This window comes from Niabella sp., assembly GCF_030150205.1.
Taxonomy (GTDB): Bacteria; Bacteroidota; Bacteroidia; order Chitinophagales; family Chitinophagaceae; genus Niabella.
Genome location: NZ_JASLGT010000033.1, coordinates 20,480 through 45,784 on the forward strand (window position 1 = coordinate 20,480; position 25,305 = coordinate 45,784).

Genomic DNA, 25,305 nt, shown 5'->3' on the forward strand with positions numbered 1-25,305 from the left:
CAGAAATTTAAAACAATGAAAAATCAATTCAAGCTGCTGCCGGCATTTGTTCTGCTGGGACTGGCACTCAACATTTCATCCTGTAAAAAAGGAGATACCGGACCTGCGGGTCCGGCAGGGCCATCCGGTGCCACCGGAGCTGCAGGAGCCACAGGTTTAATAGGCGCAACCGGTGCCGATGGTACAAAAATCTTTTATGGCAATTCCGCTCCCGCGTCAGGAACAGGTCAAACGGGCGATTTTTTCATCAATACGACAGCAGCGCAACTATATGGCCCCAAAACAACTACCGGCTGGGGTAGTCCCATAAATATGGTAGGTCCCGCAGGAGCAGCTGGTGCTACGGGCGCCACCGGTGCAACAGGAGCTAACGGCAGTAATGGAATCACAGGGGCTACGGGTACCACAGGTGTTACCGGAGCAACCGGAGTTACAGGTGCAACCGGCGCTACAGGAGCCACCGGTGCTACCGGCCTAGCGGGGGCAAACGGTACCAGAATTTTAAGCGGCTTCACCGCGCCGGATGCGGCTACCGGCACCAATGGCGATTATTACCTTTGGATTCCGCTCTACTACCTCTACGGCCCTAAAACAAATGACACCTGGGCCACATTTATAGACCTCAAAGGCGAGAAAGGAAAACAAGGACCCACCGGCGCTACAGGTGCCACCGGAACAACCGGCGCAACGGGTGCCCAGGGGATTACTGGAGCTACGGGTGCCACCGGAACAACCGGAGCGGCCGGAATCACCGGCGCAACAGGAGCAACTGGGGCAACGGGATCAGCAGGTGCCCTGTCAAAAATATTTCTATCGTCGAGTATTAACTGGACAACTTATACAGCATTCGGTATCAACTACAATATTGCAGATTTAGCCATGCCCCAGTTAACAGCAGATATTAATGACAATGGTGCGGTATTGGTGTATATGAGAAACGGGATCGCAAACGACAACTGGACAGCCCTTCCCTTTACTTATGTTAACGATAATGCGGGCAGCGGAGATGTACAGGTAACCCGTAATTACATTTTCTCCTACAGCACCGGAGCTGTAAGAGTTTACCGTAGTTTCTCCGATAATTCAACCTCGAATCCGGCTCCGACTAAGGATTTCAAAGTAGTACTGATACCCGGAACTGCAGTAATGGCCGCTAAAAACAAAGGCATCAATTTTAAAAACTATGAAGCTGTAAGAATGACGTTTAATTTATAACAAACAACGGCCTAAATTCCATACATTCTTCCTGCAGCAACGGGAGGAACCGGGGTAACTCCGGACTGTTGCTGCAGGATTTTTATGAATTATAAGCGTTCGCCCGCCGGCGTACACAACATCACACAAAAAATAGCAGCGGCCATCGGAAGGGAAATATATAAATCCTACTTTTGGCCCAATGAACGAGTTACCATCCCTATCCTTTCAGCCGGCGGAGCAAATAAAAGCCTACCAGGAAAAAAAACTGGTAAACCTGGTACAATACCTCAAAGTGAATTCGCCATTTTATCAACAACTGTTCCAGGAAAACAATATCGATCCTGATTCGATCCGGCACATTGAAGACCTGGTGCGCATTCCGCCTACCGAAAAAGAGCATCTGCAACAGCACAATAAAGCATTCGTTTGCGTGCCCCAGCACCAGATCGTAGAATATATGGCCACATCCGGTACCATTGGTAGTCCGGTAACCATTGCCTTAACCGAGAACGACCTGCAACGCCTGGCCTATAATGAATACAGTTCCTTTGCCTGTGCCGATGGCAGCGCTTCGGATATTTACCAGCTCATGCTGACCCTGGACCGGCAGTTCATGGCAGGCATTGCCTATTACCTGGGTATCCGCAAGCTGGGTGCCGGACAGGTGCGGGTAGGGCCCGGTGTACCATCCCTGCAATGGGAAGTGATTGAACGGCTGAAACCCAATGCCATCGTAGCCGTGCCTTCCTTTATTGTAAAACTGATCCAGTACGCAAAAGAAAACGGCATTGACCTCAACCGTTCTTCTGTAAAAAAGGCCATTTGCATTGGAGAAAATTTGCGGAAGGAAGACCTGAGCCTGAACATTCTCGGCAGCCGGATCACCGAAAACTGGGATATACAACTCTACTCTACCTACGCCTCCACCGAAATGCAAACGGCCTTTACCGAATGCACAGCGGGTAAAGGCGGTCACCAAAACCCCGAGCTGGTGATCCTGGAACTCATTGATGACCAGGGCAACCCTGTGGCACCCGGGGAAATCGGTGAAGTAACTATTACCACACTGGGGGTAGAAGGTATGCCATTGCTGCGGTACAAGACCGGCGACCTTTGCCGTGCGTTTTATGAGCCCTGTTCCTGTGGCCGGCATACCACCCGGCTTTCACCGGTTATCGGCCGTAAAAAGCAAATGATCAAATTCAAAGGTACCACCCTGTTTGCGCCGGCCCTGTTTGAGATCATTCATAAGATCGATGCCATTAAAGAATATGTAGCGGAAGTATACAGCAACGAGATCGGAACTGATGAAGTGCTCCTGTACATCCTGCCCGCCAATACCTCCGAAGAAACGGATGGCAAAATCAAAACCTACCTGCAGGCCCGTTTGCGCGTGATGCCCCATATAAAATACCTCACCAGGGAAGAAATGCAGCAATTGCAGTTTCCTGAAGGCGCCCGTAAACCAGTAAAATTTATTGATAAAAGAGTGTAGTCCTGCTCTTTTTTAAAGCCGCAGATCCGCAAATTTGACAGCCCTTAATCGCACCCAGCCTATGCAAAGGCGCCGCTGGTACAATCAGCGAATCTGCGGCAACCATGCTTTCGGAAAAATCCCGAAGGGATGCCATTATTATAACAAACAGCTTTCCCGGTAAAACAAAACCTGAAGGAGTGATATGCACATCAATCCTGTTTCGTCAAAAGCCGCAGATCCGCAGATTAGCAGCCTTTAATCATACTTCAACGTATGCAGAAAAAGCGCCGCTGCTACAATCAATGTATCTGCGGCAGCCGCAACTTTCGGAAAAATCCCGAAGGGATGCCATTATTATAACAAACAGCTTCCCGGTAAGCCAAACCCTGAAGGGTGATATGCATATCATCTTGTTTCGTCAAAAGCCGCAGATTCGCAGATTAGCAGCACCATTAATCATACTCAACGTATGCAGAAAAAGCGCCCCTGCTACAATCAGCGAATCTGCGGCAACCATCGGAAAAATCCCAAAGGGATGTCATTATTATAACAAACAGCTTCCCGGTAAGCCAAACCCTGAAGGGTGATATGCATATCATCTTGTTTCGTCAAAAGCCGCAGATTAGCAGCACTTTTAATCATACTCAACGTATGCAGAAAAAGCGCCGCTGCTACAATCAGCGAATCTGCGGCAACCATGCTTTCAGAAAAATCCCAAAGGGATGCCATTATTATAACAAACAGCTTCCAGGTAAAGCAAAACCCTGAAAGGGTGATACCACCTGTAACACCAGCATTTCATCCCTGTTTGAATGTAGGATTAATTCCCCTTTTGCTGAAAAAAATCGGCACCACCCGGACCGGTTATAAAATGAATGCAGCTTCCATAGTTCGGGCAGGCACCGCAAACGTTTTATCACAGGCGCTTCTGTCTGTTTGCCTCACCGCAGTATTCTGCACTACCAGATCAGGCACCGTATTTGTTCCGGTATAAAAAAACATTATGGATACCAACAAAAACGAACAGGACCTGCAGGATACGGAAAAAGACAAACAGGCATTACAACCAGACGAAGGAACACTGGATCTGCCCGAAGTAAAAGATATCCCCGGCCAGGAAAATATCCATCCCCCCGATCTGCGGGAAATGGCCGATACTACGATTGCCTCCGATGATGAAGAGGGTGTGGGCATTTTTGATACTGACAGCGAACGCCTTATACGCGGGAATGCGCCGGAAGAAGAGGACCCGGAGGCGGCCCAAGCTCCGGAACCCGCATTTGACGAACAGCCTGGTACTGAAACAACCGGCCTCAACGCCCCGGAAGACGAAATCACCAAAGAAGAGATCGAAGCCCTGGAACAAACAGGGTCTGAAGATGACCGGAACCTGCGCCATGCCCGCCCCGACAATAAAGACGATGAAGGCGATCCGCTAAACGAAACCGCAGAAAATTCAGGAGAAGACCTGGATGTTCCCGGCGAAGAGCTGGATGATGAAGATGAGGAAAAAGGCGAAGAAGACGAAGAAAACAACAGCTACAGCCTGAGTGATGATAACGAATAAAGATCCGGGAAACAAAAAACAGGTCGCTTACAGCACTGCATTCATCCTGGCTGCCCCGGCAATACAGGATTGTTGCATCCCGCTCATTTGCAGGTTAGTCAGCATGCGTGGCTGCGGTTTATTCAATAGCCATCATCTAAAAATATCAGCGGCTGCATCCTTTATTCGTTTGTCTGTTATCATTGTCTAACCCCGGAAAAAGCTTATATTAGTAGGGTATGAGAACGAAAATGCCCCATGGCCTCTTACTGATCTGCTGTATATCGTTTTTCCAGGTTCATAACCTAAAGGCCGCGCCCCTTCCGGACAGTATTTTGCCCGTTCGCGGGTTTTGTATTGAAGCGCCACGGCCCTCAGGTGTAGATTCCTTTGTAACATTCATCAATAATGAACTGGCGCCCAGAAAGGTCAATACGTTGATCCTGCGGGTAGACTTTAATTTTCAGTTTAAAAGCCATCCCGAATTAAGAGACAGCATTGCGTTGTCAGAAGCCGACGTAAAAAAAATGGTACAGGCCTGTAAGCAGTACAATATCCGGCTGATACCGCAGGTAAACCTTCTTGGGCATCAATCCTGGGCCGCAAAAACGCATAACCTCCTGAAAAAATACCCGGAATTTGACGAAACCCCCTGGGTCAAAATGCCGGAAAAATATGTTTGGCCGAACCAGGACAGCCTTTATTGCAAAAGTTATTGCTCAAGGCATCCCCGTGTACATGAAATCGTTTTTGCGCTGGTAGATGAGATCTGCCAGGTATTTGAAGCGGATGCCTTTCATGCAGGTATGGATGAAGTATTTTATATAGGAGACTCCCGGTGCCGCCGCTGTCGTAAAAAAGACAAGGCCCGGTTATTTGCAGATGAGGTATGGCGCATCCGGAACCACCTGGCTACGACCAACCGCACCCTCTGGATCTGGGGCGACCGTATGCTGGATGGCTATGCAACCGGGATGGGCATGTGGGAGGCCAGCCAGAACGGCACACACACCTCTATTGACCAGGTGCCAAAGGATATCGTTGTTTGCGACTGGCACTACGAGCGGGCAGATAAATCTGCAGTATACTTTGCCATGAAGGGGTTTAAGGTTGTTACCTGCCCCTGGCGCGATCCCCAGATTGCCGTTCAACAGGTACAGGACATGGTCAGTTTCCGGAACACGGCCACCCCGCAGCTAAAACCCCTGTTTGCGGGAATCATGCAAACCATCTGGTCGCCTAACGGTGCGTTTCTTAAAGAATTTTATGCCCGCAAACAGCAAACCGGGGCCGTTGACGGAAACAGCAAAACCCAATGGGAATGTTTCACCCGGCTTTTTGATACCATAAATCAGCTATAACATTTTATTTTGATACCAGTGATCTTTTTCGTTTTTTTGCGCCTTGTTTAATAAATTACGAATACAACAATGATCACAGTAGGGGGAAAACGGCTTTCACTGCAGGATTTTAATGCAATTTTAATTGATGGCCAGCCTGTTACGCTTGATGAAGCTGCCTTACAGCAGGTAAACACCAGCTTTGAGTTTCTAAAACAATTTTCAAGTCATAAGCTGATCTATGGCATTAATACGGGTTTTGGCCCGATGGCGCAGTACAAGATCAGCGACGAAAATATTTTAGAACTGCAATACAACCTGATCCGCAGCCACAGCAGCGGCGGGGGTAACGTGTTACCGCTGCAGCAGGGGAAGGCCGTAATGCTGGCCCGGCTTAATAATTTAATGCAGGGGTATTCCGGTGTAGACCCCAAACTGGCCATCCTGCTGGCAAATATGATCAACCACAACCTGGTTCCCTGCATTTACGAGCATGGTGGTGTGGGTGCCAGCGGCGACCTGGTACAACTGGCGCACCTGGCCCTGGGCATCATCGGGGAAGGAGAAGTATGGTATGAGGATACCATTCAGCCGGCTGCCGAAGCCTTTAAAAAAGCCGGACTGGAACCCTTAAAAGTGCAGATCCGCGAAGGCCTGGCGCTGATCAACGGTACATCTGCGATGACAGGGGTAGGCCTGCTGAACCTGTTACAGGCACAGCAGCTCCTCAACTGGTCCATCATGCTTTCGGCCATTACCAATGAGATCATGGAGGTTTATGATGATCACTATTCTCATGAACTCAATATCGTAAAACATCATACCGGCCAGCAGCATATTGCCCGCCAGATGCGCGCCATCCTGGAAGACAGCAAACTCATCCGCAGCCGGTCCGAACATTTATACAACCCCGAGAACATTCAGCACGATGTATTTGAAGACAAAGTGCAGGAATATTATTCCCTCCGCTGCATCACGCAGGTGCTGGGACCGGTTTACGATACGCTTGCACATACGGAAGAAACCGTGGTGAACGAGCTCAATTCTGTAAATGATAACCCGGTAGTGGATGTAGCCAATCACAATATTTTTCACGGTGGTAATTTCCATGGCGACTATGTATCGTTCGAAATGGACAAGATGAAGATCGCCATCACCAAATTAACCATGCTGAGCGAGCGGCAGCTGAATTACCTGCTGAATGCGCGGCTGAATCAGAAATTTCCGCCCTTCGTGAACCATGGGGTACTGGGATTGAATTTTGGTATGCAGGGCATCCAGTTCACGGCTACATCAACCACGGCAGAGAACCAGACCCTCTCCTTCCCTATGTATGTGCACAGCATTCCCAACAATAACGACAACCAGGATATTGTAAGCATGGGCTTTAACGCGGCGCAGATTGCCAAAAAGGTGATTGAGAACGCGTACGAGGTGCTGGCCATCCAGGCGATGACCCTGCTGCAGGCGATCGATTACCTGGACCGGCACAACCAGATGGCCGCCAAAACCACGGCTATTTATGCTGCGTTGCGGGAACAGTTCCCCAAATTCAGCAAGGATTATCCGCTTTATAAAGACCTGGCAAAAGTGCGCGAGTTTATGAAAGCACATCAGCCTTTTTAATTTGACGTTTGAGGTTCATTGTTTGATGTTGACCTCAAACCTTAAACTTTAAACCTTAAACAAACGATATGAACTGGGCATTAGTAACCGGGGGATCCCGTGGCATTGGAAGAGCGATCTGCATACAGCTGGCCAAACAGGGCTTTAACATACTGATCAATTACAAAGGCAATAAAGAAAAGGCCGAAGAAACCCTTGCTGAAGTGGAAAAAGCCGGCGTTAGCGGGGCATTGCTGGCCTTTGATGTGGCCGACCGCGAGGCCGTGCAGCAAACCCTGGGAACCTGGATAGAGGCGAATACAGACAAAACCATTGAGGTACTGGTGAACAATGCCGGCATCAAGGACGATGTGCTGATGATGTGGATGAAGGATGAACAATGGGATGGTGTGGTAAATACCAGCCTGGGAGGCTTCTTTAATGTAACCCGGTTAGTGGTGAATAATATGTTGCGGCAACGCTATGGCCGTATCATTAACGTAGTATCGCTTTCCGGATTAAAAGGATTGGCGGGTCAAACCAACTATTCCGCTGCCAAAGGCGGGGTAATTGCGGCTACCAAGGCCCTGGCCCAGGAAGTAGGAAAAAGGAACATCACCGTAAATGCGGTAGCTCCTGGCTTTATCAAAACCGATATGACGGAAGATATTGACGAAGGCCAGATGAAGCAAATCATCCCGGCTAACCGTTTTGGCACACCGGAAGAGGTAGCACATGCAGTGGGATTTTTTGCCACGAAGGAAGCCGCCTATATTACCGGCCAGGTGCTTTCCATTAACGGGGGACTGTATACCTGATAAAAATTCATATCTTCACAGATATAACTACTGCAATAATATACTTATATGAAACACGCGCTTTTAAAACTAACCGCCTGGGCATTGGTTATTACCATGATCCTGACAGCTACGGGCTGCCAAAAAGAAACCGTTTATATCAAAGACCGGCTTGTTGTGCTTCCTCCGGCCCATACCATTGACGGCATCTGGATGGGGACCTATTCAGTAAACTCAATGCCGGAGATGGGGAAACAATGTTACAGCCTGATTCTAAAACCGGATGGCACCGTCATTAATGAAACAAAGTGGAAGGGGCAAACACATATGAATACCGGAACCTGGGAAATGAAAGGCGATACGCTTGTTTGCAATACCATTTGTATTTACGGATATAAAGACAATATTGGTGTACGGGAAGTGCATACAGCTATTTTCAGCAAAAAGAACGGCACATTAACAAAAGCCGAATGGCGGAACCTGGCTCCGGGCACAGGAAGGGGTGATGTTATTGTAGCGAAAAAGGTCGATTAGCATTGCCCGCTGTTTTTTGCCTGCCGGCCATTGCGGGGCATGGAACAGGAAGGATGCTAAAGCCCATCTGCCACAATTTTTTTTTGTTAGTATCCTCTTGTGACCGCTATCCCGTAAATACATTAACTTTCAGATACAATCGATTGCTTTATTTAAATATTTATTCATTACCAAATCATCACCTTATGCATCAGGATCCAACACCAACGGAAGAGTTTTCTTTATTTGAAACCGATTTCGAATATCTGCGTGCCAGTACCGGCAAGCGTTTTCTCAATTTCCTTATTGACCTGGTTGTTTATTATATGCTGACATTCGTTGTTGGATTTATAGCAGCATCCCTATACCCTCCCATAGCCTTTTATCTCGTTGAAGAGCAGCAACAGGGCTTTTCAATAGTGCTAAGCTTGCTGGCCTTAGTTATTTTCGTGCTCTATATGACGATCACTGAAGCATTTTTAAGCGGCCGGTCTATCGGAAAGCTCATTACCAACACAAGAGCCGTGAACCTGGACGGGACCCGTATTTCATTTAAAACAGCCCTCCTGCGGAGTTTGAGCAGGGCGGTACCTTTTTCAGCATTCAGTGCGCTGGGCGCTCCTTGTGACCCCTGGTGGGATCAATGGACAAAGACCCTGGTTATCGATCAGAAAAAAGCGCAATAGCCCGGGCTTTATCCCAGCCGGCATGGAGGATATCGATGCAGGACAAATGAAGCAATAGCCTTTTCCTGCGCTATTTGGACACTGTAAGGATTGGTTTATTCCTAATAGCAACGTTAATGATGCAATGGTCAATTCAATGCCGTTTCCTTAAGGGGTTTTTATGATTGCTGCAGATATGCCGATGGCGTCTGCGGCTTTAAGGAAACGGGCCCAAAACTATTTCGCCTGTTTTGTTCCATCGGAACAATTTATTGGTAGCCGGGTTATCGCCGAAGATCATTGGGTGTGCCGTAGGTACACCCAATAAAGACAATTTTGATGCCGGTTCATTATTAATAGTCAATGAGCCATCCTTAAAACCAGGTTCCCACATATTTTTCGCTCCGTGACCAGCTGGAGGTTTGTATTCAGGTTTACGCGTGCTGCGGTGTTGCATAAAAAATGTTGTGATCAAAAAATTTGTAATAGCAATTTTTATTACAAAAGTTTTGATCACAATTTTTGTAATCGTATTTTTTGTAATCGCAAAAAAATATTACAACTTTTTTGATTACAAAGGCTTCCCGTATCTAAAGACCAAACGTATCTTCAGCTCATCTTACAACTCTCTCTCTCTTACCATTTTACCAGTTGCTGCCAGCGCCACCGCCACCGGAACTGCCCCCGCCCCAGCTACTGCCGGAGCTGGACGAACTGCCCGATGAGCTGCCGGAGCTGCTGCTGGAACCGGACTCAGATTTTCGGGGAATGGTATACTCCTTACGCTCCTGGTAGTGGCAGAATTTGCAGGTATACACTTTCAATCCAATCCCGCTGCTGGAATAGGTTGCCGGTTCGATGGTTCTGTCGGACTCCAGGTAATACGCCATGGTATTACATTTGGGACAGTGACTATATTTACTGCTCAACAGCACCCCATGCAGCCTGAACGCTTTTCCGCCGTTTTCTGCCCACACATCATAATCCACCGACTGCAGCTGTTCTTCCATTTTTTGAGCATCCGTTAAATAGGCATCATCCTGCTTTTCATTCAGGAGGCGCATTTCGCCACCGGTATCACTGATCACCATTCCCTGCCTCAATTTTACCAGGTACTGCTCTACCCGTTCCCGGTAATAGAGCAATGGAAAGGGAAGTATTTTATTGGCTACCGGCTGCTTCCAGCGTTGCTCCAGTTGCCGGGCATATAAATACAGTACATCATCTTCTGTGCCCCGTTGCTCCTCCCGGCGAAGCTGTGCCAGCAGCCGGAATACCAGCGTAGCCGTTGCCGCCATAGCAAGTACATAGAAAAATGCCACACCGGTAAAAACATTAATGGGCAGTCCGGCAATCACAAAAAAAATGACCGGCAACAGTATATAACACCCCAGGAACCGGAGCAATAAAAACCACCAGGGTGCTGCGGTGTCAAAAAACGACGCCTTATCCTTTTTTCCAAATACACCTGCCAGTCCGGCTACCAGGAAAATCGCATATAACAGCAATACCCAAAAGCCTCCCCAACCCACATGCCGCTGATACAGGTCTATGATCCCTCCCGAACCGGCTGCATTGCCATATGACGACGGAGACGGCAGGGAGGCATCCGGAGGAAAAGCGGCATCTGCCGGCACTGCTTCCGTATGAGGACCCGCCAGAGCGGTTCCGGAGAGCAGCTGCGCCACCTGCTGTACACCATTTAATACGGCCGCATCATAATTTCCCTGTTTGGCATAGGGCACCATATAATCTTCCTGGATCTGTTTGGAAACCAGATCAGTCAGCTTTCCCTCCAAACCGTATCCCACTTCAAATTCCATGCGGCGTTGATCCATCACCAATAGCATCATTACACCGTTATTCTTATCCTTCCGGCCTACGCCCCAATACCGCAGCAGCTCCATGGCAAAATCCCGCGGTACTTTTTTTCCTATGGAATGCAGCACCACAACCGCCACCTGGTCTGTAGTGGCATCTTCCAATCGTTTCAAATATCCATTAATTTCCGCAACGGTACTGCTGCTTAATATTCCATCAGGATTGCTCACATAGTTGAAACCGGGCTGGCTTTTGGGATCCGGCACCTCCTTAACCGTCCATTTCCGCTGCGCTCTCACGGGCACCGGGATCAGCAACAATAAAAAAAGCAGGATGAGGGAAGATCGAAACGGGTGTGTCATGAAAGAAACCTGGGTTAAATAGCAACAAAATAACAAAAAGATCAGGGAACCGGAAATGTATTTATTACATCAGGTTCCCTGAGAACACCGGCCCCTTACCGGGCTACGGTTCAATTGTTGTGTTTTATTTCTTTTCCTCCACTACCACCCAGCGGTTCAGCGTATTGTTTGCTGCTTCCAGCACCACTTTATAAAAACCGGAGGGCTGATCCTTTACATCAAGTGTAACATGTTTCTGCCGGAGGGGCATTTCGCCCATCAGCCTATACGAATCGGTTTCTCCTGTTTTTGCCTGGTTGGTGGTCGTTACCCAAACCTTTACAGTGCCGCTTTCCCCGGGGTTAAGGGGCGTCCAGGTAATATCAAGTTTATGTTGAAAATAATTTACCTGCATGTCTGCCAGCGAAACCTTCCCAATCATCGCAATACCATCCAGTTCCCGGTTTACTTCCAGGGGCACCTTAATATTGAGATAACGGGCAATGGTTGGAAAAATATCTACCACACCCGGAATATAATGGTCCGGGTAGGTATTCAACCCCGGGTTATTGGTAATCATCCAGGTGCTGCGCTGCCGGGGCGACTGGCCGCCATGGCCCATTCCATTGGCTTCCGACCGCCCGTGATCCGTTGTAATAATGATCATCCAGTCTTCTTTAAACCGGTCCTGCCGGTAGCGGATCGCCTCCCATACGCGGCCCATTTGCCGGTCAAGCATTTGCACCGCTTCATAAAACCGGGGGCTATCGCCATAGCCATGGCCCATATCATCCGTATATTCCAGGTAAATCCAGGACAGATCGGGCGCCTGCTTCCGGATGCTTTCTGTGGCCCGGTCCACCACCTGTTCATCAATCAGGTGCATCCGGTGTACCGGTCCGTTTTTGGGAAACTTCAGGGTATCGTGCTCAAAGCCATCTGCGGAAATATCTACATGGATCTTGCCTGTTTCCGGAAGCCCGTCTCCCACCAGCTTGGTACGGTTATCTAACCAGCTGGAGAAAACGGCGATCTTCTTTTGCGGATACTGATCCTTCAGCAGCCGGAAGATGGTTGGATAATGATAATTGGGCGCTGCAATGTTATTATTCCAAACATTATGCTTATTGGCCCAGGTGCCGGTAAGCAGGCTGTTATAGCCTACCGCAGAAATTGTGGGGGTTTCGGAATAGGTTCCCTTACCACCGCCTACATAGGCCCTGCTATACCTTCCGGCGCGTGCAATGGCATCCATCTGTGGTGTGGCCACCGACTCAATCACATCCGCAGGGATTCCATCAGCAATGACAAATACCACTTTTTTAGGCCGCTGGGCAAACAGCGCCACAGAACCCGCAAGGAGGCCAATTGCCACCAATATTCCTTTTCGTATCATCGCATTTGTTTTAAAAACCATGTGCAATATATTCACTTTCAAAACCGCCATTCTTATATAATTTTAACAGGGCATAGCCCGGCGGCGTTTCTAGGTAATAACCAGGTCCTGCAGATTCTTTATCCCCCTGTCCCCACCAGAAGCCGCTCATGGCGCCGTGGCAGCAATACCATACACCATTATAAGACGTTTTATCATAAAGATGATTGTGCCCGCTGAGAGAGGCCCTTACCTTGTCTTTATGCTTATAAAAAATATCTTTCAACTTTTTATGATCACTATGGTTGCCGCCTACCAATATGGGCGTGGCACCAAAAGTAGGGTAATGCGACATTACCAGCGTTGGCGTGTTGGCGGGTGTTTTTTCCAGATCATCTTCCAGCCATTTAAACTGCTCATCATCCAGGGAAATATTGTGATTGTTACCATCCAGCACGATAAAATGCCAGCCGCTCCGGGTAAAACTATAGTACCGGTGCGGTATGTGCAACCGCTTTACTACATACTCTTTTCCATACATGGCATCCTTTTTATCCGGAGCGGCCCACCACATATCATGGTTCCCCAGACAGCTGTAGATATCGTAGTCCTTTATTTCCTTTATACAATCATCCCATATCTGCCATTGTTCGGTGACACTTTCTCTCTTTACATTATCGTAAGAGGCATCATGGATGGAGTCGCCCGTATTCAGAAAAAAATCAACCCCTGTTTTTTTTATTCTTTTCAAACAATCCCTAAAACGCTGGGGCGCATTATCGCCGGCACGGATATGCACATCCGTGATATGTGCCAGCGTAAGCACGGGTTTCTCTGCACTTGACCTACCGGCCGCTTCCAACCCGCCGGCAAATACGCCACCGGTGAGCAAAGACGCGCTTGAAATAAATGTTTTCCTGTTCATTCAAACGTCATTGATTCATTAAAGATTGATTACAAAATTTTCAAACGGTGTCCAGGAACCGCTGTTATCGTAAGATACTTTTATAAGCCGCGAAGAACTGCATCCCGGCTCCGATTTAAAAAATATACCAAAAATATTTGCAGCACTGGTAACCGGCACATACGTAACCGGAGCGCCAGAATTTACGGTATAAAACGGACAGCCATCTACGCTTTCTACCTGGAAATAATTGCCGGATATGCTGCCATATTTAAAGTAAATAGAATTTTGATAGGGCGCCGGGGGCGCGGGAGCAGGGTTAATGGTAATACTGCCAAACTTCAATAGACTTGTTATTGTGCTGTAACCCAACATTGCGGTATACGGAACCGTTACTTTTTCCCCGGAATTATTCTTTTGTGGGCCGGTCTTCGGTATAAAAGATACAACAACCAGGAACACCGGAAGCAGCATCAGTGGTAAGCATTTCTTTTTCATAAAAATGTTTTAAGATATTTTAAATTAAGGAATGACTTCATTCTCCAGGAGTATGATCCTTCATTATTCCCACCCAAAAGGCTGTATCAGTTTGGAGTTCTGTTTGATTTCCAAAGCCGGGATGGGCAAATAATAGTATTTAGGGTCAATAAATGTTCGGGGTGTACTCCCTGTAACAATAGGTCCGCCGCTTTCGCCGTTTTTAAGATAAACAGTGGCCCCGCTTTCCTTATAACCTCCGGCTTTATAATAGATCAGTTTTATACCCAGCGTATTTTTAATCTTGGCATCCTCTTCCGGAATCGACGCCGACTTACTGATCAGGATGATATCCGGTATACTGTCGCCGGTCAGATCATATTGTCCCAGTCCGGGGAAATACAACCCTTCTGCATACCGGGCAAATTCTTTACCGGCGTGCCAGCGCAGCAGGTCATCGTACCGCTGGCCCTCCAGTGCAAACTCAACCCGTTTCTCGCGGCGGATCTCCAGCAGCGTTCCTTTATTACTCCCCGTAACATCAGGATATTTTGCAGCCAGTACGGGGTCAGGATTTGCGTTGGCCGCTGCAAGGGACAGCAGCGGAACTTCCGCTCCGCTCCATGCACGTTTCCGTAATAGCCCAATCGTCTTATCCAGGTCATCCTGGGTAACGGTACCCAGCTCGGTTACCGCTTCTGCGTAGGTCAGCAGCACTTCCGCATACCGTATTGCCGGTACATCCACACTGCCAATAATAATATTGTCGGTGCTATTGATAAATCCTTTCAGCTGATGATAGCCGGTGAAGCTCACACTCAGATCCTGTATATAGGGCCGGGTATCCGGAAGTTTTATAAATCCCGGCGACATAAATGTTGTGTATATCCGCGGATCACGGTCTTTGAATTCATCTACAAACTGCAATTGCTGGTAGTTGGCCTTGTCTGTAAACCGGGTACCGTCTTTCATCAGGTAGGTTTGCACCAGGTCGCGTGAAGGCGACTGTTCATAGTTGCCGCCAATACCGATGTTATTGCCTCCGGAAACCCCTTTATTGGCATCATAAGCTGTATTCAGGATCACTTCCTTATTACCGCTCAGATCCTGGCTGTTAAATAAATCTGCATAAACTGGGGTAAGCATAAATTTGCCGGAGGCCATCACGTCACCAGCCTGCGCTTTCGCAATTTCCAGGAATTTGCCAGCGGTGCCCTGCAGGTTAAGCTCGGGATGGTATTTCCGGTAAGTACCTTCGAAAAGTGCCATACGCGCATACATGGCTTTTACAGCCCATAGCCCGGGTGTGCCGGCCGGTACCTTCTCCCGTACATTGGCCACGGCAAAATCCATATCGGCCAGGATGCTGTCCACAATCAGTGTTCTGGGATCACTCGCTTTGTAAAGAAAGGCAGAATCGGTGGGGTTAATCGTTTGACCATACCAGGGCACACTGGAATAATTTTTAACCTTGGCCAGGTAAAACCTGGCCCGGTAATAACGCGCCAGACCGGCATAATGATTTTTAACGTCATCCGCCACTTTCGCCTTTGAATAGTTTTGTAAAAAATAATTGATAGAGCGCAGTCTGCCCCAGCTCCAGTTGGCCGGTGCGTTCTGCGAGCTGATATTACCAGACAGGATATTTTTCATGGTAACATTGCCCGTTGTGGCATAATCATCAGTAGCCTGTTCCGAGCCACTGGCATAGATCCCGGTTCCCGGCTGGTCCAGCAGCCCGTTTACATAAAGCGCAAGATCGCTTTCTGAATTAAAGAAAAGTTGCGGAGAGATCTCTGTATGAGGATACCGATCGAGGAATCCTTTTTTACACGAAACGGATAAAACACAGATGCCTATTATGTAGAAATATTTTTTCATGTTTCTTTTATTTATACAGGAAGAAGATTAGAAAGTAAGATTCAGTCCCATGGAATATTTACGCTGGTAAGGATATGCCCATCCATAACCATCGATGATGGATTCGGGATCTACATACTTTTTAATTTTAGAAAATTCGAAAATATTTTCACCGGTGAAGAAGACACGGAGGCGGCTGATGCCGATCCGCTCTGTAAGCCGATTAGGAAAAGTATATCCCGCAGTAATATTTTTTATCCGCAGGTAAGCAGCGCTCAGCAGGTATTGGCTCTGGGGTATATCCAGGCCGGCTGCGTTACCGTTGCCATCCCTGTAGTTATTGTCTGCCAGCCAGGATTGCAGCACAGGATAATAAGCGTTGAGATTTGCATTGGCTAAACCGGCATTGATATACGCCTGCGGATAAGTAGCCCTCTCTGCATCCGTAGCGGCTGTGGGACGGTAAAAATCCAGGTTCCAGGGATAAATGTTGGCATAGGGTTGCTGATACAGCCCCCAGAACAGATAATGGTGCGGATAATAATCCATTTTGGCAACGCCCTGTAAAAACAGGGAAAGATCAATATTATTCCATCCCAGGTCCAGGTTAAAGGAATAACGGTAACGGGGTTGCGTATTACCAATAATGCGCAGGTCTTTGGGATCCTTATCACTCAGCCCCAGCTGGATTTTCTTATTTCCATCCAGGTCTTTGTAGCGCGGCCATCCGGGCACAATATCCAGCTCCCCCCAGGGAATAATGGCGGATTGATCCAGGGCTGCGATCTCTTCTTTGGATGCAAAAAGTCCATCGTTTTGCAGTCCCCATAATTCACCTACCGTTTGCCCCTGCCGGTATGCTGCACTAAACAATCCAAGTGGGTTATCGTACCTGGTGATTTTGCTTTTACTATCCCACACCTGCACTTTTGCATTCAGTGAAAAGGGCCTGTTTGCCACATCAAAGGAGGTATTGTATCCGAGGGTAAATTCCCATCCCCTGGTTTCCATATCCGCAGCATTCTGTTTCGGCGCTGCCGTTCCAAGAACCGCCGGCAATACCCTGGCCGGGGCAAGCATGCCCGTGGTTTTCCTGATATAATAGTCAAACGCCAGATTAAGCCGGTCGTTCAGAAAGCCCATATCCGTACCTACATTCGTGGTCGCTACCTGCTCCCATGTATAGTTGGTCGGATCTACGGTTAACCCGGGTGACCCGGTAATTGGCGGACGCACACCATCAACAAGGTATCCTGAAGTACCTTTGGGAAGATTTTGTATATACCCGTAATACTCTCCTACAGACTGGTTTCCTTGTTTTGCATAAGACCCTCTGATCTTAAACGTGGAAAACGCCGTTCCCATTGCTTCCCAGAATTTTTCCCGGTTCACCACCCAGGCACCGGAAATGCCCGGTGTAAATGCCCACCGGTTCGTTGGCGGAAAACGGGATGATCCGTCCCTTCTTGCAATAAGGTCGATGATATAACGGTTACTGAATGTATAGTTTAATCTGCCGAAATAGCTTCTTACGGCATAGTCATAATAGGGGGACCCAAAGCCTGTTTGCTGAATTGTAGGTTCCGTTCCCACCGTAAGGTGGATAAAGGGGAGCCCTGGTGAAATCAGCTGGTTGCGGCTTACACTCAGCGGATCCCACTGGTAATATTCCTGGTTGTAGCCCGCTGTAAGTTTGAACGCATGTTCACCAAACGTTTTATTATAATTTCCAAAAAGATCATAGATATCCTGCTTCACCGTTCCGTTCACATTAGAGATCACACCGGGCTTGTTGACGGCCCGTACATCATCGGGTCCGTAACCCACATTAAAAGGGAGACTTGAGTAATCGCTTTTCCACAGTTCCCGCTTATGACTCATGGTACCGGTAAAGATCAGGTCCCCTTTTAAAAAGGTGGCCACGCCACGCAGGATATTGGTAAACCCAAAACGTGTCTCCATATTCCGGCCACCGTCCACCAGTCCGCCCGCAAGTATCCCCGCACTGTTGTTGCCCCAGGTTCCATCCGGGTTTTTGGGAACGTTCACCGGCTGTGTATAATATACATCGGTCACATTATACGTGGGCATATCCTTGATGAGCTGGTAGGTTGTCAGGTTATCTTCCACCTTCAGCCAGGATACGGGATTGATACCAAGATTTGCCCGGAGGCCATACCGGTTCCAGTCATTCTTGGTAATTTTTATCAGACCGTTTTCTTTGGTATAGTCCGCGGATAACAGATAGGTGATGGGGGCCTTCCCGGCAGATGACCCGCTGAAAGACAACGTGTGATAGGTAGAAAAATTACTATTGCTAAAGAAGTAATCATTAAAGTTATAGTTGCCCATATAAGCCCATTCTGCAGGCTTATCGGGGTTGGGCATCACTTCCGGTGCAGAGGAAGGATCTTCTGACCGTTGTCTGGCCCAGGTTTGCTCCCAGGGTAAAAACGTTCCGTAGTTGGGTGTGTTCCAGGGTGAATTGTCAATAGCCAGCTTGCGGAGTTTTTTATAGATAAAAGGATCTGTGATCGGGTCCGGCATCACGGTTCTTTTAGACAGCGCAAAGTAGTTATTGTAAGATATCACCTGCTTGCCCCCGGTCTTACCCTTTTTTGTGGTGATCATCAATACCCCAAACGCAGCACGGGCACCATAAATAGCCGCAGAACCTCCATCCCGGAGCGTAGTGATCGATTCCACATCCGAGGGATTTAACCGCAGCAGATCATCATTTTGCGAAGCCACACCATCAATCAATATCAGCGGAGAACCTCCGTTGATAGACCCCATACCACGGATGTTGATATTAGGAACAGCTCCAGGTGCACCACCCGCATAAGAAATATTCAGTCCCGCACTCAAGCCCTGTAGTCCCTGGAGGATGTTGGCCACCGGACGTTCAGCGATTTTTTTCCCGGCGATCTGATCCACAGCACCGGAAACATTGATCCGCTTCTGGGTACCATACCCTACCACTACCACCTCATCCATACCCTGATCACTTTTTTTCAGCACTACATTCAGCGTACCTGAAGCAGTTACCGTAACATCTTTGGTTTCATATCCCACGGATGACACGGTGAGCACATCGTTTTCTTTTGCCGGCACCACAAATAGACCGGCGGTATCTGCCAGCGCCGTAATCCTTGTCCCCTTCAACAAAAGGGTGGCATTCACTACCGGAGCGCCACTTTCATCCCTTACAAAGCCGGTTATTTTTTGGGTTTGAGCGAATGCTGTAGTAACGGAAATTGAAAAAAGCAGCAGCGCAAAAAGAATGGATCGGGTCATTATACTTGGTTTTATAATTGACAAAATTATTTAGATAACGGTCCGGGTGTTATTATCTTAATGTTACGTTTTATTCAAAAAAAGAAAGCAGCAAACAAGAAAGCACTCAGTCTCAAACTCAAGCCCATCGCGGCACAAATATATATAAGGATTTTTCCTGAAAAAAATATTTTGAATGAACATTTAATTAATTTATTAATACATAAACAACATGCAATCGTTTGCACATACCCCGCCGATTCCATTTTTTTTCATCACTTTTGGCAGCAGAAGATTTTTTTCATACCTTAAAAGGAAAATCAAAAAGATAACGCATGGGACGTAAAAGTCTTAAAGAAGCCCGACAGAAACAGATCATTAAAGCATTTTACAAGCTTGCGAAGAAAGAGGGGCTCGAAAATGCTTCGATTGCAAAAACAGCCGACCTGCTGAAGATAAATCCCAGCCTGGTGATCCATTATTTTAAAACCAAGGAACATCTTATATACGGTCTTGTGGAATACATACTGGACCGTTACCTTTTAATCTTTGATGTACCGGAAACTTCACAGAACAACCCTAAAAAAAAGCTGCTGGCCGTTATTGACAATATTTTTTCACATAAGTGGAATACACTCTTTGATGATAGTGTTTCTTACAGCTGCTATTCGCTGGCCTTCCGCGATAAGGTGATTAAGGAAAAATACAAGATCCTGCTGGACAGTCTCCGCAAGAACCTGGAAGAGCTGATCATCGAATGTAAGGAAAAGGGATACCTGAAGGTTGATGATACAGCCGCAGCAGCCGACCTTGTCTTTATCCTGGTGGATGGTGCGTATTATTACCTGAGCCTGGTCTCCAACAAAAAAGAATACAACCAGAAACTGAGTGTATACAAGAAAAGAGCACTTGGCCTGTTGAGCTTTTCTACTGCGGCTTCTTCCGGAGGATGAACACGACTGCAGTGATTGCAATGATACCCCAGGCCAGGTTCACCACCAGGTTGGGATAATCTTCCAGTTTTAAGGCATGAATGACCAGTCCCAGGGCTCCGATCATATTCAGCAAATGATAGAGCGGACGCTCCGCCTTTAACCGGTTCATACTTAAAAACAGGTAGGCTAACAGATACGCAATACTACCTACCCATCCCATAACCGATGACATTTTATCGCCTGACAAAAAGAGAAAATTTTGCAGCATGTTTTTTATTGAGCTGATTTCATAATTTAACAGATGCGTACACCCTTACATCCTGGTTATAAAATTAACAGAAACATTCTTTGTGGCTGCCTTTTATTCTATGAAGCATTTAAGAACGACTGCCCGGTAATGGCAAGAACCGTCCCGATCCTGCCCCGGCCGCTGTTTACGCCGGCCGGTACTTTTTCGCCTGCACATAAAAAAAGCGCCCGGAGGCGCCTGATTTGAATGCCGGAGCAAGACTCCGGGTCATGCTTATTACTTTCGCTTTAAAGAAGGAACCAGGAGCATTTTCGCAGCGTCGCGGTAATCGACCAGCAGTACCGCACCCCGCTCCGTAAACCGGTATATGCGCCCCGTAATAAACCCTTTTACGGTTAAGGCAGACCGGCCGGTATACTCAAACCATACATCGCTCCACATACCGGTTCCCGGTGCCTGGCCGCTGCTCAGTACCAGCTGACTTCTTTTGTCGCCACAATTACACATTGTTGTTAATTTTAATCTTCTTTATAAAACGGGACATCCGGCTTCGCCGTTGCCTGTTCCAACAAACAGGCCGCTCCTGAAACAGCCAGCCAGTACAAAAAACGTTCCCACCAGCCAGCGCCCAGCCAGCAGCCAAAAGGAAGCGCCACCCAAATGCTGGTACAATAGAAACAATCCATCAACTTTCCCCAGAAGCTGAGACCTGCTTTTTTGCGGAGGAGGAACACCACATCAAACGGGCCATCTTCTTTGGCGATCAGATGCGTGATCCTCCACACTGCAAAAACGGAGAGCAGGAAGTAAAACATATTGAAACGTTTTAAACATTTGCACGGCAATCTGCCGCAGACCAACGGCACTCCGGAAACATCGGTTCTATCAGGGTTCCAGGGCAAATGCAGCTACCTGGTAGGGCGCATCTTTTCCACTTTGGCGGTACGTTCCATCCGTAGCCATCGCAATCACTGAGAGCGTTTCCGCAAAAGCCGCCTTTCCGTCTCCCCCGGCATAGCAGCTATCCAGCAACTGAACCGGTGTAAATTGCTTGCGGTAAATACCGCCTGCCAGTGTATACCCGGAAGCGTCATCAATGACCATTCCCAACGCACCGGCATTGGCAACCCCACCACAGGTACCTTTTGATACGCCAAAACTGAATACGGCAAAATTGTTAGGATGTGTGGCAAGGAAGGATAGCTCAAGATCCGCTTCCACCCCATCCGGTTTATATTTTACAAAACCGCAGCAATCCGATGCCGCCGGTGTTCCGTTTACATTAACGGTAAACACGGCAGAATTGCAGGCGCTGTTATCCACACGTACCAGCATCTTAAAAGCCGCTGCCGTTGTTGCCGTTACGCCCGCCAGCAGTACATCCGGAGCATTTACGCTGGTATTGGCATCGTCAAACGCTGGTACTTTAAATGTTGTTTTTGGAATATTGGTCAGCAGTACACCAGACTGGTTAAATAATTCCAGCTTAAACTCATATAACCCATCTCCGCCCGGCGTTGCTCCGTTCCTTAATTGCGCGGAATCGATACCAATGGTATGTGTGTTATGCGTACGTTCATACCACTGCGGATCCGTTTGCGGAGCATTGAACGGTGCCTGGCTGGGCCGCTCCGGCGGAATGATATACAGGTTATTCTCGCCGCCAACCGTAAAAGGTCCCAGCTTCACATTGTCGTGACCGATCTGCTGGTCACCATTACCATCTATAAAAATAAAATCATAGCTCTTATACTCCGGGGTATCGATCTGTTCGGTTGTGCCGCTTACAGGATTCAGGTCCGCCGCATTCACCTTCCGGTAGCTCCACCGGTAATAATAGATTTCATTGCGGGGCAGGCCCTGTCCAAAACCCATGTAGAAATGAAATGCTCCACCAAAGGGCCGTTTGTAATCCCCCACGGATGTGCTGAAAAATCCATCGCCAATAGCGGCTGCATCTGTAAGACCAATGCGGTTGTAAGAAACGGACTGACCGGCAGGAGCCTGCAGGTAGCTTTGCTGGTTGATATGGGTAACACTGGTGCCGCCGATACTGCGGATCATTACCAGGTCGCCCGGAAGCGGGCAATTACAGCAGCAATCTACCGGAACACGCGGGTCCGTGATATGAATAGACAATTCGGTTCCGCAATGATAATTCCAATAGGTGTTGCAGGGTTTGGGAGGATTATATACGATTGTCCATACGCCGTTTACCAGGTATTCTATCCAGATATACAGATCCGGCCGGTCTCCAAAACAACGGTAAGTGATATTGGTATCAAAACGTCCGCTGGCATCGGTATACACCAGTTTCCGCTCCGTACAACGGTAGAGCCAGGGCCACCACCAGGGCCGCAAACAAAACCAGGGATGCAGCAGTTCATAGTTCGCAACAATGGTGCTCCGGATCTGGTCCAGGTTCCCGGATAAGAGCTGTTGCCTTACATTGGCACCAATATCCGGAAGCTTTTCTGCCACCTGTAATTGCAATTGCTCCGGAGACCGGGTTTTAAAAACCGATGCATCCGGTACCGCTCCACTCCGGGCTGTTTGTACAAACGGAGGCGGGTCCGGAACGGGAACCGGGTTGCGGATCACTTCGACAGGGTCCAGAAACAGCTCCGGGATTTTTGCGATAATGGGATCGGGGACCCGGTGAATCCAATAAATGATCGGATCTATTTCACAGATATGCACCCTGGCGCGACATACCGGACGGTCGCTCCAGCCATCTCCGGAATGAAACCATTTGGAAACCTTACCGGTGACCCTGCAGCGGCAAACCGGCCAAAAACGGCTAATGGCAGCCGGAACGGGTAAAATAGAAACCTGTCCGTCTTTAACATTGCTGTTTAGAAGGGCCTCGTAAGGTTGCAGCGTTTCCAGGTCTGTAATCGTCTTTATTTTTTGTACTTCTTTATCCGTGCCTGCAGCCAGGAACAGCCGTAGTTCATCGGCACGTACGCCATTTTTATCCGTCCGGAACGCTGTAGCTTTTGCAAGATCAAATTCCAGCAGACTGTTCCGCACCGGTTGCACCTGTAACAACGGCCCGTTGCAGTAAAAAAGAAACCCAAAGACCAATAGTTCCTTTTCCGGCGGTTGCTCATAGTTTACCGCCAGCGATAGTTTTCTTATTGCTTCCATAAAATATATTTAAAGAATGATCTGGTTGAGATTTAAAATTTGTTTTTGCGTATTGCCTTTGGTGATTCGGCTTTTGAGATTTGATTTTTGTGATTTGGTCTTTGTGATTTGGTCTTGTGATTGCGCCAGCACTCTCACCGGTTACACATCGGTATCTTTATCCTCCGCAACCGGACAGCAGCGGTACTCCTGCGATTTTTCCAGCAATTCGATCTGTTTGCGCAACAGGTCGTTTTCCAACTGTAAGCGTTCTTTTAACAGCGGCTCACAAACATCGCAGTCATCCAGGCAGCCTTTTACGATAATGCCGGGTGTGGGCAACGAAAACTCCGCTTCAAACCCGATCATCCGTTTGATCTCATCGCTTACTTTCCCGGCTTTGTCGATCAGACTTTTTGCCGCCAACTGCTCATCTACCTCCCGGAGGGCCTTCGATCTTGTGGCATCATCAATGGGGCTACCCAGATCCGCCTTAATACCGGCACCGGATACAGCCGTAGCCCTGGGCGCTTCAAAGAGCGCATTCAGATTGGTATTTACAGAAAGGGTATTGATCCGGCCCGCCACTGCCGTTTCGGCCACCCTGTTCAGAGCCACGGTAGCCGGTATATCCTGTGGCACGAAGGCGATGGGAAGCTTTACTGCACCGGGTTTCAGCACACCACCCACCGGCGCATTCTCATCCAGTACACGTCGCTCGATGGCCACCAGCTCAAATTTTATTTTTTGCTTTTTATTCAGCCTGTAAAACATGTAGGTAACGGCATGGCATTGGTTCCGGTTACTGAATTCCCTCGAGGATGCTTCAAAATGATCCTGCGACTCGCCTTCGATATGCGTACGGCTGCTGACCTCTCCAATAGATACTGCGTGCGTCTTTTTTGAAGCTTCCGCAGCCTGCGAGGCCGCGCTTTCCATATGCGAACGCTGCTGATTCAGGTAGTCGAAGGTGGAATGACTGTTATGACTGCCCCGGGCATTGGTACTGGCACTGGCGCTAAGACTAAAAGGATTGACACTGCCGCCGGCATCACCATGAAAATCCCATTTTCCCTCTGAAGAGCTATCTGCCTCTCCCGACTGTGCCGCCGAGGCGTCTGCCATATATTTTTGCACGGCCGACATATAATATTGCTCCTCCGAGATCTGCTCGCTCCGGTAGCTGAGTTTGGTTTCGCTGTCATAGCTGAACGTGCTCCTCCGGTCGGTGGTTGTTAACCGCACTTTTTCCCCCGGAAGCAATGTAGTACTGTATACCGGATCGCCCAGTACCAGTCCCAGGGTACATCTTGAAAATTTAAAGCGGAGGATCACCTCCACTACTACGTTCCTTCTTCCGGCAACCAGTGTGGCCGTGGGATAGGTTAGTACACGACTGAAATTGATCACATCACAATGATCATCGGGGACCAGTTCGGGGCAGCAGGGGATCGCCGGCTCTTTCTCCGAAATATGTTTTGACATTTCTATGAGTTTTAAAGGTTAAATAAAGCGAAGGGCTACAGTTTAAAGAGAGGCAGCGAAAGAACATTCAATGGCCCGGCCGGGTACCGATCATTATACCGCTCTGATAATATTACTTACAAACGTCTTTCCTTAAAGGCAGCGTTGATACAAAACTACTGCGTGGCAAAGCCGAAGTCAATCGCCAAATAAAGGGAGCGCCATCCATCCGTCATGGACCGCAGCATAACGCATCCCGCGCCGTTTTTGAAACAGAGTTACAATAAAAGCAGCCCGATCTGCAACATGGTTTTAATAATAACCCGGATTTGA

22 protein-coding genes are annotated in these 25,305 nt (G+C 48.1%); 9 read left to right on the forward strand and 13 right to left on the reverse strand.

The features are described from left to right. The first annotated feature begins 15 nt into the window (after nucleotides 1–15). Entirely contained in the window at nucleotides 16–1,215 is a 1,200-nt protein-coding gene (locus Q1V85_RS23505) for a hypothetical protein (protein ID WP_300604103.1), read from the forward strand. 181 nt (nucleotides 1,216–1,396) lie between these two features. Further along, nucleotides 1,397–2,692, forward strand: a complete 1,296-nt coding sequence (locus Q1V85_RS23510; RefSeq protein ID WP_300604105.1) for an AMP-binding protein — start codon at nucleotides 1,397–1,399, stop codon at nucleotides 2,690–2,692. Between the two features lie 477 nt (nucleotides 2,693–3,169). Here the strand turns inward: Q1V85_RS23510 and Q1V85_RS23515 are convergent, their stop codons facing one another. Next, a complete protein-coding gene (locus tag Q1V85_RS23515) occupies nucleotides 3,170–3,403 on the reverse strand; it encodes a hypothetical protein (protein WP_300604108.1) in 234 nt (77 codons plus the stop codon). A 274-nt stretch (nucleotides 3,404–3,677) separates the two neighbouring features. On the opposite strand from Q1V85_RS23515, the gene Q1V85_RS23520 reads away from it, so the two are divergent. The 6 genes from Q1V85_RS23520 (at nucleotide 3,678) to Q1V85_RS23545 (ending at nucleotide 9,161) form a co-directional block, all read left to right on the forward strand. Further along, nucleotides 3,678–4,241 carry a hypothetical protein gene (locus Q1V85_RS23520; protein WP_300604111.1) on the forward strand — a complete coding sequence of 188 codons (564 nt, stop codon included), beginning with the start codon at nucleotides 3,678–3,680 and terminating at the stop codon, nucleotides 4,239–4,241. Between the two features lie 218 nt (nucleotides 4,242–4,459). Then, entirely contained in the window at nucleotides 4,460–5,581 is a 1,122-nt protein-coding gene (locus tag Q1V85_RS23525) for a family 20 glycosylhydrolase (protein WP_300604114.1), read from the forward strand. 69 nt (nucleotides 5,582–5,650) lie between these two features. Further along, the gene (locus Q1V85_RS23530) at nucleotides 5,651–7,186 is read left to right on the forward strand and encodes a histidine ammonia-lyase (protein WP_300604117.1); all 1,536 of its coding nucleotides are present in this window, start codon (nucleotides 5,651–5,653) and stop codon (nucleotides 7,184–7,186) included. A gap of 68 nt (nucleotides 7,187–7,254) precedes the next feature. Continuing rightward, on the forward strand, nucleotides 7,255–7,983 hold the full coding sequence (fabG, locus tag Q1V85_RS23535; protein WP_300604121.1) for a 3-oxoacyl-ACP reductase FabG: 729 nt from the start codon (nucleotides 7,255–7,257) through the stop codon (nucleotides 7,981–7,983). Nucleotides 7,984–8,031: 48 nt separating this feature from the next. Then, complete coding sequence (locus Q1V85_RS23540; RefSeq protein WP_300604124.1) at nucleotides 8,032–8,496, forward strand: hypothetical protein; 465 nt, start codon at nucleotides 8,032–8,034, stop codon at nucleotides 8,494–8,496. A gap of 185 nt (nucleotides 8,497–8,681) precedes the next feature. Then, nucleotides 8,682–9,161, forward strand: a complete 480-nt coding sequence (locus tag Q1V85_RS23545; protein WP_300604127.1) for an RDD family protein — start codon at nucleotides 8,682–8,684, stop codon at nucleotides 9,159–9,161. Between the two features lie 196 nt (nucleotides 9,162–9,357). Here Q1V85_RS23545 and Q1V85_RS23550 read toward each other — a convergent pair whose 3' ends face one another. The 7 genes from Q1V85_RS23550 to Q1V85_RS23580 all read right to left on the reverse strand — a co-directional run bounded on the left by Q1V85_RS23550 (nucleotide 9,358) and on the right by Q1V85_RS23580 (nucleotide 19,215). Next, nucleotides 9,358–9,657 (reverse strand): hypothetical protein, encoded by a 300-nt coding sequence (locus tag Q1V85_RS23550; RefSeq protein ID WP_300604130.1) that lies wholly within the window; start codon nucleotides 9,655–9,657, stop codon nucleotides 9,358–9,360. A gap of 127 nt (nucleotides 9,658–9,784) precedes the next feature. After that, nucleotides 9,785–11,323, reverse strand: a complete 1,539-nt coding sequence (locus Q1V85_RS23555) for a TPM domain-containing protein (protein WP_300604133.1) — start codon at nucleotides 11,321–11,323, stop codon at nucleotides 9,785–9,787. Between the two features lie 124 nt (nucleotides 11,324–11,447). Beyond that, a complete protein-coding gene (locus Q1V85_RS23560) occupies nucleotides 11,448–12,698 on the reverse strand; it encodes an alkaline phosphatase family protein (protein WP_300604136.1) in 1,251 nt (416 codons plus the stop codon). A 10-nt stretch (nucleotides 12,699–12,708) separates the two neighbouring features. Continuing rightward, complete coding sequence (locus Q1V85_RS23565) at nucleotides 12,709–13,602, reverse strand: metallophosphoesterase (protein WP_300604139.1); 894 nt, start codon at nucleotides 13,600–13,602, stop codon at nucleotides 12,709–12,711. 18 nt (nucleotides 13,603–13,620) lie between these two features. After that, nucleotides 13,621–14,079, reverse strand: coding sequence for a hypothetical protein (locus Q1V85_RS23570; RefSeq protein WP_300604141.1), 459 nt, complete (start codon nucleotides 14,077–14,079; stop codon nucleotides 13,621–13,623). 63 nt (nucleotides 14,080–14,142) lie between these two features. Then, nucleotides 14,143–15,939: a RagB/SusD family nutrient uptake outer membrane protein gene (locus Q1V85_RS23575; protein WP_300604144.1), complete on the reverse strand. Its 1,797-nt coding sequence runs from the start codon at nucleotides 15,937–15,939 to the stop codon at nucleotides 14,143–14,145. 27 nt (nucleotides 15,940–15,966) lie between these two features. After that, the gene (locus tag Q1V85_RS23580; protein ID WP_300604147.1) at nucleotides 15,967–19,215 is read right to left on the reverse strand and encodes a SusC/RagA family TonB-linked outer membrane protein; all 3,249 of its coding nucleotides are present in this window, start codon (nucleotides 19,213–19,215) and stop codon (nucleotides 15,967–15,969) included. A 314-nt stretch (nucleotides 19,216–19,529) separates the two neighbouring features. Here Q1V85_RS23580 and Q1V85_RS23585 point away from each other — a divergent pair, with 314 nt between their 5' ends. Beyond that, the gene (locus Q1V85_RS23585; RefSeq protein WP_300604150.1) at nucleotides 19,530–20,147 is read left to right on the forward strand and encodes a TetR/AcrR family transcriptional regulator; all 618 of its coding nucleotides are present in this window, start codon (nucleotides 19,530–19,532) and stop codon (nucleotides 20,145–20,147) included. Here the strand turns inward: Q1V85_RS23585 and Q1V85_RS23590 are convergent. From Q1V85_RS23590 to Q1V85_RS23610, 5 genes are all read right to left on the reverse strand, one after another. Further along, nucleotides 20,122–20,397 (reverse strand): hypothetical protein, encoded by a 276-nt coding sequence (locus Q1V85_RS23590; RefSeq protein WP_300604153.1) that lies wholly within the window; start codon nucleotides 20,395–20,397, stop codon nucleotides 20,122–20,124. The genes Q1V85_RS23585 and Q1V85_RS23590 overlap by 26 nt on opposite strands. A gap of 258 nt (nucleotides 20,398–20,655) precedes the next feature. Further along, a complete protein-coding gene (locus Q1V85_RS23595; protein WP_300604156.1) occupies nucleotides 20,656–20,886 on the reverse strand; it encodes a hypothetical protein in 231 nt (76 codons plus the stop codon). Between the two features lie 11 nt (nucleotides 20,887–20,897). Further along, nucleotides 20,898–21,194: a hypothetical protein gene (locus Q1V85_RS23600; protein WP_300604159.1), complete on the reverse strand. Its 297-nt coding sequence runs from the start codon at nucleotides 21,192–21,194 to the stop codon at nucleotides 20,898–20,900. 70 nt (nucleotides 21,195–21,264) lie between these two features. After that, nucleotides 21,265–23,529, reverse strand: coding sequence for a hypothetical protein (locus Q1V85_RS23605; protein WP_300604161.1), 2,265 nt, complete (start codon nucleotides 23,527–23,529; stop codon nucleotides 21,265–21,267). A gap of 141 nt (nucleotides 23,530–23,670) precedes the next feature. Then, on the reverse strand, nucleotides 23,671–24,993 hold the full coding sequence (locus Q1V85_RS23610) for a hypothetical protein (protein WP_300604163.1): 1,323 nt from the start codon (nucleotides 24,991–24,993) through the stop codon (nucleotides 23,671–23,673). Between the last annotated feature and the right edge of the window lie 312 nt (nucleotides 24,994–25,305).

What these genes read in the sequence shown, in the direction of transcription:
- Q1V85_RS23505 (WP_300604103.1), top strand. Translation starts at nt 16, where the DNA reads ATGAAAAATCAATTCAAGCTGCTGCCGGCATTTGTTCTGCTGGGACTG.
- Q1V85_RS23510 (WP_300604105.1), top strand. Translation starts at nt 1,397, where the DNA reads ATGAACGAGTTACCATCCCTATCCTTTCAGCCGGCGGAGCAAATAAAA.
- Q1V85_RS23515 (WP_300604108.1), bottom strand. Translation starts at nt 3,403, where the DNA reads ATGGCATCCCTTTGGGATTTTTCTGAAAGCATGGTTGCCGCAGATTCG.
- Q1V85_RS23520 (WP_300604111.1), top strand. Translation starts at nt 3,678, where the DNA reads ATGGATACCAACAAAAACGAACAGGACCTGCAGGATACGGAAAAAGAC.
- Q1V85_RS23525 (WP_300604114.1), top strand. Translation starts at nt 4,460, where the DNA reads ATGAGAACGAAAATGCCCCATGGCCTCTTACTGATCTGCTGTATATCG.
- Q1V85_RS23530 (WP_300604117.1), top strand. Translation starts at nt 5,651, where the DNA reads ATGATCACAGTAGGGGGAAAACGGCTTTCACTGCAGGATTTTAATGCA.
- fabG (WP_300604121.1), top strand. Translation starts at nt 7,255, where the DNA reads ATGAACTGGGCATTAGTAACCGGGGGATCCCGTGGCATTGGAAGAGCG.
- Q1V85_RS23540 (WP_300604124.1), top strand. Translation starts at nt 8,032, where the DNA reads ATGAAACACGCGCTTTTAAAACTAACCGCCTGGGCATTGGTTATTACC.
- Q1V85_RS23545 (WP_300604127.1), top strand. Translation starts at nt 8,682, where the DNA reads ATGCATCAGGATCCAACACCAACGGAAGAGTTTTCTTTATTTGAAACC.
- Q1V85_RS23555 (WP_300604133.1), bottom strand. Translation starts at nt 11,323, where the DNA reads ATGACACACCCGTTTCGATCTTCCCTCATCCTGCTTTTTTTATTGTTG.
- Q1V85_RS23560 (WP_300604136.1), bottom strand. Translation starts at nt 12,698, where the DNA reads ATGATACGAAAAGGAATATTGGTGGCAATTGGCCTCCTTGCGGGTTCT.
- Q1V85_RS23565 (WP_300604139.1), bottom strand. Translation starts at nt 13,602, where the DNA reads ATGAACAGGAAAACATTTATTTCAAGCGCGTCTTTGCTCACCGGTGGC.
- Q1V85_RS23570 (WP_300604141.1), bottom strand. Translation starts at nt 14,079, where the DNA reads ATGAAAAAGAAATGCTTACCACTGATGCTGCTTCCGGTGTTCCTGGTT.
- Q1V85_RS23575 (WP_300604144.1), bottom strand. Translation starts at nt 15,939, where the DNA reads ATGAAAAAATATTTCTACATAATAGGCATCTGTGTTTTATCCGTTTCG.
- Q1V85_RS23580 (WP_300604147.1), bottom strand. Translation starts at nt 19,215, where the DNA reads ATGACCCGATCCATTCTTTTTGCGCTGCTGCTTTTTTCAATTTCCGTT.
- Q1V85_RS23585 (WP_300604150.1), top strand. Translation starts at nt 19,530, where the DNA reads ATGGGACGTAAAAGTCTTAAAGAAGCCCGACAGAAACAGATCATTAAA.
- Q1V85_RS23590 (WP_300604153.1), bottom strand. Translation starts at nt 20,397, where the DNA reads ATGCTGCAAAATTTTCTCTTTTTGTCAGGCGATAAAATGTCATCGGTT.
- Q1V85_RS23595 (WP_300604156.1), bottom strand. Translation starts at nt 20,886, where the DNA reads ATGTGTAATTGTGGCGACAAAAGAAGTCAGCTGGTACTGAGCAGCGGC.
- Q1V85_RS23600 (WP_300604159.1), bottom strand. Translation starts at nt 21,194, where the DNA reads ATGTTTTACTTCCTGCTCTCCGTTTTTGCAGTGTGGAGGATCACGCAT.
- Q1V85_RS23605 (WP_300604161.1), bottom strand. Translation starts at nt 23,529, where the DNA reads ATGGAAGCAATAAGAAAACTATCGCTGGCGGTAAACTATGAGCAACCG.
- Q1V85_RS23610 (WP_300604163.1), bottom strand. Translation starts at nt 24,993, where the DNA reads ATGTCAAAACATATTTCGGAGAAAGAGCCGGCGATCCCCTGCTGCCCC.